A 13430-nucleotide genomic window follows, 5' to 3' on the forward strand; every position below is an offset into this window, starting at 1 on the left:
TGTGGGCCGCACCAACCCTGCGCTTCTTCCTTGACAGCCAGTCCCTCGCTGGCCCGGTTTTTCGCGGGCGATGAACTCAGGAAAGACGGCGGCAAACAGGGACCGGCCCAGGTCTCTGCGCCGAACCAACCAAAGCCACAACGGGCTCCGAATCTTGGAATCCGGTCAGCTTTGAAACGACAAGGAGAGCGTGCATGCAGATACCGACACCGTGAATCGACACCGAGTTTTGTTCTTCCATTTTTTTGTTTTCTTTCGTCCCGACACGGGACAGGAGCTATCACCATGAACACCGTTACCCATCAAGAAGTCCAAGCCCTTGAAGCCGCTGCACCCTCGCAAAACATGCTGCTGGTGCCGCTGTCGCAGCTTCGCCCATCCAAGCGCAATGTGCGAAAAACCTTGGGCGCTTCCATCCCCGAGCTGGCCGCCAGCATCGAACGCGTGGGCCTGCTGCAAAACCTGACCGTGACACTTGCCAGCGATGGCGAGCATTACGAAGTGGTGGCCGGTGGCCGCCGCCTTGCGGCATTGAAACTGCTGGCGAAGAAACGGCGCATTGCCAAGGATTACCCGGTGCCTTGCCTGCTGGTGGCCGATGCCTCGGCGCGTACCGCCAGCCTGACCGAGAACGTGCAGCGCGAAGCCATGCACCCCGCCGACCAGTTCGAGGCGTTCGCCGACTTGATTGCGGAAGGCCGCCCCATCGAGGACGTTGCCGCAGACTTTGGCGTGACCCCGTTGGTGGTGCAGCGCCGCTTGAAGCTGGCGAATGTCTCGCCACGCTTGATGGCCGACTATCGGGCCGATGCCGTGAACCTTGACCAGTTGATGGCATTGGCGATCACCGACGACCACGCCGCACAGGAAGCCGCGTTCTACGATGCGCCGAACTGGCAGCGTAACCCGACCGCCTTGCGCGAACGACTGACTGAGCGGGAAATTGATGCCCACCGTCATCCGCTGGTGCGCTTTGTCGGGCTGGAAGCCTACGAGGCCGCAGGCGGTGGCATTCGCCGTGACCTGTTCGCGGATGCTGACCAAGGTATCTATCTGACCGATGCGGCATTGATAGACCGACTGGCACAGGACAAGTTGGCAGGCATTGCCGACGAAGTGCGCCGCGAGGGCTGGGCGTGGGTGGAGGCCGTGCCCGCCGCCACCTATGCCGACCTGCAAGCCTTCCAGCGCGCCCCGAAGGAACGGCGCAAGCCCAATGCCCGCGAGGCCAAGCGCATCGCCAAGCTGCAAGCGAAGGTGCTCGAAATCGGCGGAGCCTTGGATGCCGTTGAGTCCGAGGACGAAGAGAAGGCCGAGGCCTTGCAGGAAGAAGGCGAACGCCTGGGTGAGCAACTGGAAGCACTGGAAGCCGAATTGCTGGCCTATGGCTCAACCGTTCGCGCTGCTGCCGGTGTTGTCGTCACGCTCGACCGCCAAGGCGAACCCGTCATCCATCGCGGATTGCTGCGCGAGGCCGAAGCCAAGGCGCTGCGCACGCTGGCGAGGGTGCAAGGCGGCATCGACCCGGAAGACACCGAGGACGAGGACAGCCCAGCGCCGAAGAAGGCCGGAATCTCCGAGAAACTGGCACGCCGTTTGAGCGCCCACCGCACGGCGGCACTGCAAATCGAACTGGCGCGGAATCCGCAGGCATCCCTTGCCGCGCTGGTGCATTGCATGGTGCAGCGGGTCTTGCAGAACGCCCATGCGGTAGCGCTGCCCATCGGCATCAGCGTCCGCCTACAGGACAAGTTGGAAGGCTACGCCCCGGACTGGCCGCAATCGCCTGCCGCTTTCGCCTTGCTGGAACTACAGCAGGCATGGGGTGAGAAGTTGCCGCAGGACGATGCCGAATTGTTCGCGGTGCTGCTGGCACTGCCGCAGGATGAACTGGTGCGGTTGCTGGCGGTATGCATGGCTTCGACCGTCGATGTCGTTTCTTCGCGGGAACACGATGCACCGGGCAAGGTGTTGGCTCAGGCAGTCGGGTTGAACATGGCGGCATGGTGGAAGCCGACTGCCGAGGGGTATTTCTCCCACGTCTCCAAGGCGGTGATTCTGGAAGCTGTGCAGCAGTTCGCGCCGGAACACGTTGCCCGGTTGGCGAAACTCAAGAAGGCCGATATTGCCAGCGAGGCCGAACGGCTGGCAGTGGGGACGGGCTGGATGCCCGCCATATTCCAGAGCGAGGACATTGCCAGCGCGGCGCAGGACGACGCGCAGCAGGAAAGTTCGCAGGACACGACGAACGACACGCCAAAGGAAGCCCAGCAGGATGCTGCCATCGAGGTGGAGGAAGTGGCCGAGGCGCTGGCCGCGTGAGGTAGCAATGACAAATGGCCCCGGCACAGAAATGCGCCGGGGTATCTTTTTTTAAAAATCGGGCGCGGCAAGTTTGCCGCGCCCGGTCTAACAGCCGACGAGCCACCCCAAAAACCAAAACCGCGCCCCGCCTTCGTGGCGGGGCGTCGAAACCGAAGGCACTCCGGCCCGTGCCGGGCCTGCGCGTGCGATGCACTTGCCCAAGCAGAGCCCCCGCCACGGTAGGCGGATGCTGGGGTGCGCTGCACCTTGCTGCGGCAGGTTGTACAAATGCGTGCCGCCCACGATGCTGACGGTTGGCCGCCAGTTACATCACGAAGGACGGTTCACCGACGCGCCACACAGCCTTGCCATGAAGACTCCACGCCACGCTTCAATCCGTTGCCGTCAGGTACAGGGAGCGTTACCGCCAGTCGTTCCGGACCAGACCTTGTCAGCATCAAGGCCCATGCCGGCGCTGCCTTCCTGCGGGGATGCCGAGTTGGCCATCGCTCCATTCGGGCCAGTTCGCCCCCTGCGTCCTTGGCTTGTCGTGAATCCTGGCAAGGGCACGGCTTGCGCCTCGGGCTTCATGGCTGCAACCGTCCGGCCCAAACAATTTCCCCGGCGCTGTGCGCCTTCCTCGCGCAGCAAATTCTTTGGGCCTCCCGGTCCTCCACGCTGTTGCGGCCGCTGCGCGGTGCAGCCCGCCCGACCCTCACCCTTGGATCACCGACAAGGACGCGATGGACGCGATCTTGCAACCCCGAAAGGAAACTTCATCATGGCTAACATCGGCACCTTCACCGCAGACAAAGACGGCTTCACCGGCACGCTTCGCACCCTGACGCTCAACGTCAAGGTCAAATTCATCCCGAACGACAAGACCAGCGAGAACGCTCCCGACTACCGCATCCAGGCCAACAACGGGCTGGAAGTCGGCGCGGCGTGGAAGAAAGTCAGCCAGGCTGAGAGGCCTTACGTGTCTTGCAGTTTGGATGATCCTTCGTTTCCGGCCACGGTCTACGCCCGCCTGATCGAAGGCGAGGACGGCACGCACAACCTCATCTGGTCGCGCAGCAAGGGCGACTGACGCCGCCCCAGCGCCCCACCCACCGTGGCGGGGCGTTCCCTGACGGTCAGTGCTCCGGCTCGGAAGCCGTCAGGCGGCTTTCCGTCGCCGTCATCAAGTCAGCCGAGCTGCAACCCAGCGCCCGTGCGATCTTAAGAATGATCGCCAGCGTGGGCATGTGTTCGCCGCGCTCAATCTTGCCCATGTGCGAGCGTTCGATGCCCGCCAGGTGGGCCAGCGTCTCCTGGGCGACCCCTTGTTCCGTTCTCAGCGCGCGCACTGCCGCGCCGAAGGCTTGTGCCGGTTCGGCCTCGAAAGTGGTGGCGCCGACCGGGCGGCCACGCTGGATTGATCGCTTCTGCATGCACAGAAGCGTCGATTAACAGCACAATTAAAACCACGTTATCTTTAACTCATTGGCTATTTCGGCCTACCATATTGGGTAACGGTATCTCGCTCGTCATCGTGCTTTTACGCATCTGCGTAAAGCCGGATTCGTGTTTCTTTGCTTCCGTGGATTCGTTGACTTCCATCTGTACGCTTTTACGATCTTCCGTAAATCCTTAATGGCACATCTGAGGCTTTCCGTGCATCCAGCAATACGGCATTGTGGGCATCCTGGCCGCTCTCGGGTTCACTCCACAGCGGACAAGTACGCGAGTCTGGCGCACGCCGCTTGCCGTCAACCCCGGCCCGCACCGGACCGTGTTGGGGTATGACGGCTGCGCTCTACGCGCACGCCCCAGTCGCCTCGCTCCGCCGTGGAGTGAACCCTTCAAAGGAAGCGACCATGACCCAAGCTCTCATCACCGACGAACAACGCGCCCAACTGCTTGCCAATGGACAAGCCACTGCCGAAGGCCAGGACATTGACCCGCCGCCCGTCGTCAAGCTGTTCACCCCGGACGCGCACGCGACCTGGCTGCTCACCGAACTCGATCCCGAGGACGGCGATACGGCCTTTGGCCTGTGTGATGTCGGAATCGGCATGCCCGAGCTGGGCACCGTGCGGATATCCGAGCTGGCATCCATCGTCGGGCCGTTGAAGCTGCCGGTTGCGCGCGATCTGTATTTCGTCGCGCAGCGCACGCTGTCAGACTATGTGCGGCTCGCCCGCATCAACGGTTCGATCATCGACTGATGCGAACCGCATGGCCCGCTGCGGCGGGCCATCCAGGTGCTGCCGCCTACGGCGTACTGAGTCTATTTCGGTCTCAGTTAAGACCCTGATCGCATCAATCCAGACTATGCACCGTAGCGGTGCAAATGCGACCCAAACAGTCACGATGCGTGGCTGGCCTTGCGGCACTGTGTTCGGATACTGCGCACCATTTCCGGTTGCGCGGCCGTCGCATTCGGACACCACCTACAACGCTTCAGAGCCCGTCAGTCTTGACATAGCCAGTTTACAGAAACTCACACATTTTTTGACGACTCCCTAGTTTTTAATTCTGGTGCCCGTGGCGACTGTTCCTGCTATTCGACAGGAGGTTGCGCCATGGCAGAGCTGAGTTCCGATCATTGGCATCCGAGCGCCGCGTATCTCTACGTCCTGCACCTGGACGGCCTGGCCTTGGCCTGGGAATACCTGCGGCGTGACCCGGACTACCAGCATGACTGGTTGCATCGGCACCGCCACCCCGAGGTGGCGCAGCACTGGGGTCTGCGCCAGTTGGAAGACCCCGGCCAGGATGCGCGGGACGCGCACCCGGCCTGGTTCCCCGACCACGAGTCCGTGGTGCAGCTCTATCCCGATGCCGATCCGCCGCCCGATGCAGTGGCGTTCGATTTCTGGCGCATTCCCGGCCACAAACAACTGATCCATGACGGTAGACGTTTGGTGCTGGTCGCCCGGCAGCCAGGTTGCTGTCTGCGTTTGACACTCTCGCCAGCGCTGGAGGACGGCATGGCCTACGTCTACGCCATCCGCGCCTGCCAAACGTCTTGCGCCAGCTATCGCTCGCTGGCGGGCGAACTGGACAAGCTGCAGGCGGCCAGCGACACCATGCCTGCGGGGGTGGTCAAGCCGCGTCCATCCTCCTCGTCACTGCTGGAGCTGCACACCCTACAGGCGCTCGACGGCACCTTGGCAGGTGCGTCCTTGCGCACGGTGGCCGACGTGCTGTTCGGCTCCGATGCGGTGGCCGAGGGCTGGCACGCCGACGGCGATCTGCGCGCCCGTGTGCGCCGCCTGGTGCAACGCGGCAAAAAGCTGATGTTGGGCGGCTATCGCCGCCTCGCACAGCTTCCACCGCTTGGGCAGGGACGTTCTGTATCAGACGCAGAACGTCCCTGAGCAGAACGCCGTGCTTTCTTGAGACTGGCCTCCATCCGGTCGCGCTGTTGTGGCCGGTGACCCTGAACGATGGAGGTTCACACCATGAGACCAGTCCCCTTGCGGCCCGCTGCCGCACCCGCTGCCACGCAGCAACCCTTGCCGCCAGCCCGCTACCTGACCAACGACGAGGCTGCCGAGTTCCTGCGGCTGTCGCCGCGCACGCTGGAGAAGCAGCGCGTCATCGGCGGTGGGCCGCGCTTTCGCAAGTTTGGCCGACGTGTCATGTACGCGGTGGCCGACCTCGAAAGCTGGGCCGACGCCCGCAGCTTCGAGGCCACCTCCGACCCCGAATACGCCGAGCGCCATTCCGGCGATAGCCGGGATGGTCAGCATGGCCGCCGCTGAGGTCAGGCAAGCCAGGCGTGCCGATGGCCTTCGCCATGTCCAGCCCATCGCTGCCGCCAGCGCAGACTATGCAGCAGCACGAACAGCTCGACCTGTTTCGCGCGCTGCCGGGCGATATTGCACCACGCGACGCTCAGGACTTGATGGCCTATCCGTTCTTCTCACTGGCCAAGTCGCGGCGTATTGCGCCGATCGATTTTCGCTCCGGTGGCGTGACGGTGCGCGTGGAGGGAACACAAGAGCACGGCATCGCCACGATCTGGGATGCCGACATCCTGATCTGGGCTGCCAGCCAGATCGTGGAAGCGCGGGATGCGGGCATCCGCAGCTCCCGCCGGATGCAGGCCACCCCCTACGAGATCCTGCGCTTCATTGGGCGCGGCACGTCGCTGCACGACTACCAGCGCCTGAAGGCGGCGCTGGACCGCTTGCAATCCACCAGTGTGGCGACCTCGATCCGGGAAACGACAGGCCGACGCCTGCACCGCTTCTCGTGGATCAACGAGTGGAAGGAGCGGGCCGACAGCAAGGGGGTTCCGCTGGGCCTCGAATTGATTCTGCCGGACTGGTTCTATGCGGGCGTGCTGGACGAAGCCCTAGTGCTGACCATCGACCCGGCGTATTTCAAGCTCACGGGCGGGATCGAGCGTTGGCTGTACCGGCTGGTGCGCAAACACGGTGGCAAACAGCCCGGTGGCTGGCAGTTCGACTTCCCGCATCTGCACCGCAAATCGGGCAGCTCCGCACGCATCTCGGACTTCGCCTTCGACCTGCGTTCCTTGGTGGCACGGCAGTCTTTGCCCGGCTACACCCTGAGCATCGAGAGATTGCCGGGCGAGCCAGAAATCCTGGCTTTTCGGCCCGTGCCGCAAACGGCACGGGGATAACTCCGGGAATGCCTGTGGATGGGCTCGTGCTATCAGGCGCAAGGTGGCTCGTGCTATCGGGAGTACGTCCCTCGTGCTATCAGGAGTACGAATCGGCCGCAAAGCCAATAACGGCGCGGGTTCCGGCCTCCCTTAACTTCCCTAACTTAAAACCTCTAACTTTTAGTAAGAGCGCGCCGGTTCGGTGGACAAGTGCTGAAACCAGCGTTGACGGCGGCTTTGACCACGGCTTTGAACCCCGCTTTCCAAGCCGTTCGCCAGCAGGAGCAAGGCCATGATCATCGCCTTGCTTAACCAGAAAGGCGGGGTCGGCAAAACCACGCTCGCCACCCACATCGCCGGTGAACTGGCGATGCAGGGCAAGCAAGTCATCCTGCTGGATGCCGATCCGCAAGGGTCATCCCTGGATTGGACACAACGGCGCAGCCAGCAAGGACTGTCCCGGTTGTTCAGCGCGGTCGGCTTGGCAAGGGAAACCCTGCACCAGGAAGCGCCAGAACTGGCCAGGCGCTGCGATCACATCGTTATCGATGGCCCACCCAGAATCGCCGCACTCGCGCGCTCCGCGTTGCTGGCGGCCGACTGCGTGCTGATCCCGGTGCAACCCAGCCCTTACGACGTTTGGGCCAGCGCCGAGATGGTGGCGTTGATCCGCGAGGCCCAGGTCTTCAGGCCAACGCTGCGCGCGGCCTTCGTCATCAACCGGCGGGTCAGTACCACGGTCATCGGGCGCGAGGCGCGCAACTCGCTGGCCGATCAACCATTACCCGCACTGCGTGCGGAGGTTCGCCAGCGCATCGTCTTTGCTGACAGCGTGGCCGCTGGCCGGCTTGCACGCGAACTGGTGCCGGACAGCGCTGCCGCGCGCGAAATCACTGCGCTGGTGGATGAGCTGCTGCGGTGGTCGCCATGAGCAGCAAGCGCATCGCCATCGGCGCACGTCCACCGGCGAATCCGCAAGCCGAAGCCTGGATTCGCCAGGGTGAAGGTACGGACATCAATAAGGGCGATCTGTACACCGCACGCCTGACCCTCGACGTGACGCCCGCGCTGCGCGCTCGCATCAAGGTCTCTGCTTTCACCCAAGGCACCACGGTGGCCGAACTGCTGCGCGCCATGTTGGAGCGGGAGTTCCCGGAGAAGACACCATGACCACAAATATTCATAGCCAGACACCAGCGAAAGCGGCGGCGGCGCCTTCGTTACACGCGATGGCCGGCCGCGCGAGCAACACGCCGTTGACCCGCGCGGCGCTCGCCTATGTGGACAAACGCATCAATCTCTATCTGCGCTTCGGCAACCCGGCGCGCACCATCCAGCTCGACCGCTGGCGGCGCAGCGCGGTGTTCCTGCCGGCATCCATCTTCTGCCGCATCCGCTGGGAGTCCAACGACTACGGTACGACCCGCTGGCAGCTCATGGTGATGCAGGTCTGCACGCCGCTGGACGCGGTGCAGCGCATTCCCGGCATACAACCCGGCGCGCGCATCCTGCTGCACGCCGAAGGTGAGCGACAGGTGCAGGCCGTGCTGCCGTTGATCGACGCCATCGAGGCGCTGGGCATCGACCCCATCGATGTGTCGCCCGCGTACTGGCGCACGTTGGGCAATCGTCTCTCCGCACGCCTGGCGTTGCCGCAATACACCGCCGAGCGACATGCCGCCTGGCTCGCCGGGAGGGCATTGCAATGACCCTATTTTCGGCAGTTAGCGCGACGTAAACGGGCTGCAAGCTAGACTGGAAGCCAGTTTCAACAGATTTGCGGAGGTCACCAAATGGGTGAAGCCAAACGGCGTCAACTTCTTGTTCAAACGCATGCGCTTGGGGCCATGGCGGTGGATACACCGGGAGGTCGCATCCACGTACAGTGGGACCACGCTGCCAGCGCCACACCGAATGCACAGCTGACGTTCTTTGCCGAGTTTTTGGCCACCACCGGGGTCTACGAATCCTGGGTGAACAGCTGCCCCTTGAGTTACAGCAGTCCGAACGCGCACAGCAAACGCGATGTGTTGGGCACATGGCTGCTGGCCATACTGGCAGGTCACAAGCGCTATGCCCACATCACTGGCCTGCGAGGTGATGCGGTGAGTCCTCAGATTCTGGGAATGGAGAAAATCATCAGCGAAGACGCGCTGCGTCGCTCGTTGTCCCGCATGAGCGCCGAGCAAAGCAAAACTTGGCTGGTGCCCCAACTCCTGAGCAGCGTGCAAGCCGCATTGAGCACCCCCTGGATACTGGATATCGACACCACCATCAAACCTTTGTACGGCAAACAAAGTGGAGCCGAGGTGAGCTACAACCCGCACAAGCCAGGTCGTCCCAGCCACGCACTGCACACCTACTGGGTCGGCAACCTGCGTCTGGTGCTCGATGTTGTTGTATCGCCCGGCAAAGAGCACAGTGCGGCCAAAGCGCGACCTGGCTTGATCGGCGTACTGGACAAACTTGAGCCCCAGCAGCGCCCAGCCTTAGTTCGAGGAGACTGCGGCTTTGGCAACGAGCCCTTTATCGCCGAGTTGGAGGGGCGCGCCCAGCCCTACCTGTTCAAACTGCGCCAGACGGTAGGCGTCAAGCGCTTGCTGGCGCGCCAATTTGCGCGTGATGACTGGAGCACACCCGGACCCAGCGACCAGGGCTGGAGCGCCGTCGAAGACACCCTCAAACTGTCGGGCTGGGACAAATCACGCCGTGTGGTGGTCTTGCGTCGCGCCGTCAAAGCCGATTTGGCGCTGAGTCGAAAAACCAAGGACGAGCAGATTGAACTGCTGATGCCCGACAAGGATGTGCAGGCCTGGGAGTACGCCGTGCTGGTGACCAACAGCACCTACGCCCTGGAGGTATTTGGCCAACTCTACCGGGACCGGGCCGATTGTGAGAATGGCTTTGATGAGCTGAAAAATCAGTGGGGTTGGGGAGGATTCACGACCCAGGACATTGAGCGCTGCCAGACGAGTGCCAGAGCCGTGGCGCTCCTTTACAACTGGTGGAGCTGGTATTGCCGAGCAGCCAAACCGGGCGTGAGAATGGAGGCCATCACCAGCCGCGCACTATTACTCGCCGGTGTGGGCCGTGCGGTCAAACATGCAGGACAGACGACGCTGTATCTCACGCCAATGCACGCCGCAAAAGACAAGCTGATCGAGCTCATCACCCATATCCGTGCGGCCTTGAGTCATGTCAGGGCTGTTGCGGAGCAGTTGCCGCTGACAGACCGATGGAGGACTTTCTTGGACTATGTGGTGGCGAAAATCACCCGCCCATTGCCGCCGTGGCACCCGTCGGAGCGAATCGCATTGGTCGGCTAACTGCCGTTTCTAGGATGACTGCGGCAACGATCAAACCTCGCTCGCGCATGCGCGCTCACTTCGTGCTGGCAGCGCTGTCCGCTTGCGGCCTTTCCGCGCTGGCCTGGGCATCCTTCGCGATGCCTTCGGCACACGTCGTCTACAACCCCTCCAACAGCGTGCCGGTCGGCTGGTATCGCATCGAATCGGTCAATGTGCCAGCTGACTCACTGCATGTCGGCAGCATCGTACTGGCCCAACTTCCGGCAGAAGCCGCGACACTGGCCGCGCAGCGTGGCTACCTTCCGCCGCACATCCCGTTGCTCAAACGTGTCGGTGCGGTTGCACCTCAACACGTCTGCATCGTGGGCGGTGTCGTGCGCATTGACGGCGTGCCCGCGGCCGCCGTGTTGCGCGCCGACCGGATGGGTCGCCCTCTACCTTCCTGGCCGCAGTGTCGGGCGCTTGTTGAAGGTGAATTGTTTCTGCTCAGTGCGACCAATCCGGCATCGTTCGACAGCCGGTATTTCGGGCCGATTGCTGCATCCACCGTGATCGGTACGGCACAGCCGATTTACCTGGAGAAGCAACCATGAAATCGACTAACTGCATGCAGACTGACCGGGGGCATTTGTGGTCTCGTTTTTGCGTTGACGTGCTATTGGACTTGTCATTGCCAATGCTAGCGCAACGTCATTGTGCGTGCAGCTTGAATGCATTTGCACCGCGCTTTGCCTTGCATCCGTTGCCGCGTTTGAGGAACAGTTCTTCGCACGCTTTCGCGCACGTTTGCGTGCGCCCCAACGTGCAGATGGCTTGCCCTGAGCGCGGCATGCCACAGGTATGGTTGGCGCTCGTCGGCTGGCAGGCTGCGCGGGACGCAGCGCCGCCGGGGCACCGCAGACCCGTGCCGTCAGGCAGGGGGAAGGTGCAGGGCAAGATTGAAGGGTCCGGCACGCTGCCGGCCCATAAGCGAGTCTGCACGTTGGGTTGGCGCGGCACGCGCCATTTGGCGGCACCGTGCCGCGATGTCGGCCAAAGCCTTGTGGGCACTGGCGAAACCGCGTGCATGGCACGCCCGGGTCGGATGGTCTTGGCTGGAGTATCCGCATGAGCCGGCGCGGCAACTCGGACGATGAAGACCGTTTTAGCGTCCGGCCCGGCGCACCCAAGCAGCGCGGCCAGGCCTTCGTCTCGCAGGTGCTGCGGCAGGCCAGCAAGGGCGCCAACTCGACCGGTCGCAAGCCCGGAAAGACACCCGGATCGCGCTTGGGGCGTGGTCATGTGGCTGCGCGCTTCACCGGGCAGTCGCTGTCTGCGACTTCCCGGCGCGCCACCGTCAAGGTGCGGCTGGTCTACCTCAAGCAGGCAGGTGCGCGCTCGACCATCACCCACCTGCGCTACATCGAGCGCGAAGGCGTCGGCCGCGAGCAGGACACCGGCAAGGCCTATGGGCCAACGACCGATGAAGTGGATCTACCGGGTTTCGAGGAACGTGGTCGGGAGGATCGGCACCAGTTCCGCTTGATCGTTTCGCCCGAGGATGCCGAACAGCTCGAAGACCTGCGCACCTACACGCGCCACCTGATGGGGCGCATGGAAGCCGACCTGGGCAGTCGGCTGGACTGGGTGGCAGTGAACCACTGGAACACCGACAACCCGCATACGCATATCGTCTTGCGGGGCAAGGACGACACGGGTAAAGACCTCATCATTTCGCAGGCCTATATCACCCGAGGCATGCGCGAGCGCGCTGGGGAACTGTCCACCGAATGGTTGGGGCCACGCACCGAGCTGGAAATCCAGCGTACCTTGTTGCGCGAGGTGGATCAGGAGCGCTGGACCAGCCTGGACCGCATGCTGCAACGCGAAGCGCGGGATGGGCTGAACCATGTGGATCAGCCGGCCAGCGACCCGAAGCTGCGGCAGCAGCGCGTGCTGCAGGTGGGCCGCTTGCAGCGGCTGCAACGTATGGGGTTGGCCACCGAGGAACGCCCCAGCGTCTGGGCGGTTCACGCCGATGCTGAACGCGTGTTGCGGGCGATGGGGGAACGCGGCGACATCATTCGCACGATGCAGCGGGCAATGGGAAGCCAACAGCGCGACCTGACCGTGTTTCAGCCAGGAGAAGAAAGCCGTTCCGTTGTCGGCCGGGTAGCCGGTAAAGGGCCCGCGGACGAGCTGTACGACAAGGGCTATCTGGTGGTCGATGGCATCGACGGCAAGGCGCACTACGTGGCGTTGCCGGCCAAGACGGAGCTGGCGCAGTACCCGGTTGGGGCCGTGGTCGAAGCGCGCGGTTCGTCCGAATTCCGAATGGCTGACAAGAACATCGTCACGCTGGCGGTCGATGGCCTCTACCGTACCGATAAACACCTCGCTATTGCCAAGGCGCAGACCCAATCTCCGCCTACAGCCGAACGCGATCCACACGAGGTGGTCAATGCCCATGTTCGGCGGCTGGAGGCGCTGCGTCGGGCTGGCATTGTTGAGCGCATCTCCGAGGGAGTCTGGCGCGTGCCAGCGGACCTGCCTGAGCAAGGTCGGCAATACGACATGCATCGGCGGGGTGGTGTGGCAGTGGAACTGCGCTCGCACTTGCCTATCGAGCGGCAGACGCGCGTGATCGGCGTAACCTGGTTGGATCAGCAATTGATCGGCGGCACCAGCGGGATCGCCGACAACGGTTTCGGCGGCGAGGTGCGAGAAGCACTGCGGCAGCGCTCGGATTTCCTGATCGAACAGGGGTTGGGAGAGCGACGTGGGCAACGCGTGATCCTGGCGCGCAATCTGTTGGGGACGTTGCGCGAGCGCGAGATAAATGGCGCGGCCAAAACCATCGCGGCGGAAACTGGCTTGACGTATCGACCGATAGCAGACGGTGAACGAGTCAGCGGCATCTACCGCTGTAATGTGCAACTCGCGAGCGGGCGTTTTGCGATGCTCGACAACGGCATGGGCTTCAGCTTGGTGCCATGGAAACCAGTGATCGAACAACGGATCGGGCAGGCCCTGACGGCGGTGATACGCGATAGCGGTGTGTCATGGGAAATAGGCCAACGGCTGCGTCCTTCAATCAATTAATTGGACCAGGCTGCTTTCAGCGAGCGATGAACAGGTGCCGGCGCGGCGATGATGCTGTTCGATGCGAGGCCGTAGGGCTGACCGGATACATCGGTAGCCTCCCCAGCCTCGGTTAC

The 13430-nt window shown here is 63.0% G+C and carries 13 protein-coding genes; 12 read left to right on the plus strand and 1 reads right to left on the minus strand.

The features are described from left to right. Positions 1–285: 285 nt before the first annotated feature. A complete protein-coding gene (locus tag C5P05_RS08405; RefSeq protein WP_114969400.1) occupies positions 286–2322 on the plus strand; it encodes a ParB/RepB/Spo0J family partition protein in 2037 nt (678 codons plus the stop codon). A 763-nt stretch (positions 2323–3085) separates the two neighbouring features. Then, entirely contained in the window at positions 3086–3394 is a 309-nt protein-coding gene (locus C5P05_RS08410; protein WP_114969401.1) for a DUF736 domain-containing protein, read from the plus strand. A gap of 46 nt (positions 3395–3440) precedes the next feature. Here the strand turns inward: C5P05_RS08410 and C5P05_RS08415 are convergent, their stop codons facing one another. Beyond that, positions 3441–3737, minus strand: coding sequence for a helix-turn-helix domain-containing protein (locus C5P05_RS08415; RefSeq protein ID WP_114969402.1), 297 nt, complete (start codon positions 3735–3737; stop codon positions 3441–3443). 426 nt (positions 3738–4163) lie between these two features. On the opposite strand from C5P05_RS08415, the gene C5P05_RS08420 reads away from it, so the two are divergent. From C5P05_RS08420 to C5P05_RS08470, 10 genes are all read left to right on the plus strand, one after another. Beyond that, positions 4164–4514, plus strand: a complete 351-nt coding sequence (locus C5P05_RS08420; protein ID WP_114969403.1) for a DUF2958 domain-containing protein — start codon at positions 4164–4166, stop codon at positions 4512–4514. A 357-nt stretch (positions 4515–4871) separates the two neighbouring features. After that, positions 4872–5669 carry a DUF2285 domain-containing protein gene (locus C5P05_RS08425; RefSeq protein ID WP_114969404.1) on the plus strand — a complete coding sequence of 266 codons (798 nt, stop codon included), beginning with the start codon at positions 4872–4874 and terminating at the stop codon, positions 5667–5669. Positions 5670–5753: 84 nt separating this feature from the next. After that, positions 5754–6056, plus strand: a complete 303-nt coding sequence (locus tag C5P05_RS08430) for a helix-turn-helix transcriptional regulator (protein WP_114969438.1) — start codon at positions 5754–5756, stop codon at positions 6054–6056. Positions 6057–6091: 35 nt separating this feature from the next. Continuing rightward, positions 6092–6943 (plus strand): replication initiator protein A, encoded by an 852-nt coding sequence (locus C5P05_RS08435; protein WP_114969437.1) that lies wholly within the window; start codon positions 6092–6094, stop codon positions 6941–6943. Between the two features lie 274 nt (positions 6944–7217). After that, positions 7218–7856 carry a ParA family partition ATPase gene (gene parA / locus C5P05_RS08445; RefSeq protein WP_114969405.1) on the plus strand — a complete coding sequence of 213 codons (639 nt, stop codon included), beginning with the start codon at positions 7218–7220 and terminating at the stop codon, positions 7854–7856. Then, positions 7853–8095, plus strand: coding sequence for a chromosome partitioning protein ParB (locus C5P05_RS08450; protein WP_114969406.1), 243 nt, complete (start codon positions 7853–7855; stop codon positions 8093–8095). Before parA ends, C5P05_RS08450 begins: the two co-directional genes overlap by 4 nt. After that, a complete protein-coding gene (locus tag C5P05_RS08455) occupies positions 8092–8634 on the plus strand; it encodes a DUF2840 domain-containing protein (RefSeq protein ID WP_114969407.1) in 543 nt (180 codons plus the stop codon). The genes C5P05_RS08450 and C5P05_RS08455 overlap by 4 nt, the downstream gene beginning before the upstream one ends. Positions 8635–8718: 84 nt before the next feature. Then, a complete protein-coding gene (locus C5P05_RS08460) occupies positions 8719–10251 on the plus strand; it encodes a transposase (protein ID WP_114969408.1) in 1533 nt (510 codons plus the stop codon). A gap of 14 nt (positions 10252–10265) precedes the next feature. Continuing rightward, positions 10266–10826, plus strand: a complete 561-nt coding sequence (locus C5P05_RS08465) for a S26 family signal peptidase (protein ID WP_114969409.1) — start codon at positions 10266–10268, stop codon at positions 10824–10826. A 514-nt stretch (positions 10827–11340) separates the two neighbouring features. Then, complete coding sequence (locus C5P05_RS08470; protein WP_114969410.1) at positions 11341–13314, plus strand: DUF3363 domain-containing protein; 1974 nt, start codon at positions 11341–11343, stop codon at positions 13312–13314. Positions 13315–13430 lie beyond the last annotated feature (116 nt).

Source organism: Rhodoferax ferrireducens, assembly GCF_003347515.1.
GTDB lineage: Bacteria > Pseudomonadota > Gammaproteobacteria > Burkholderiales > Burkholderiaceae_C > Rhodoferax.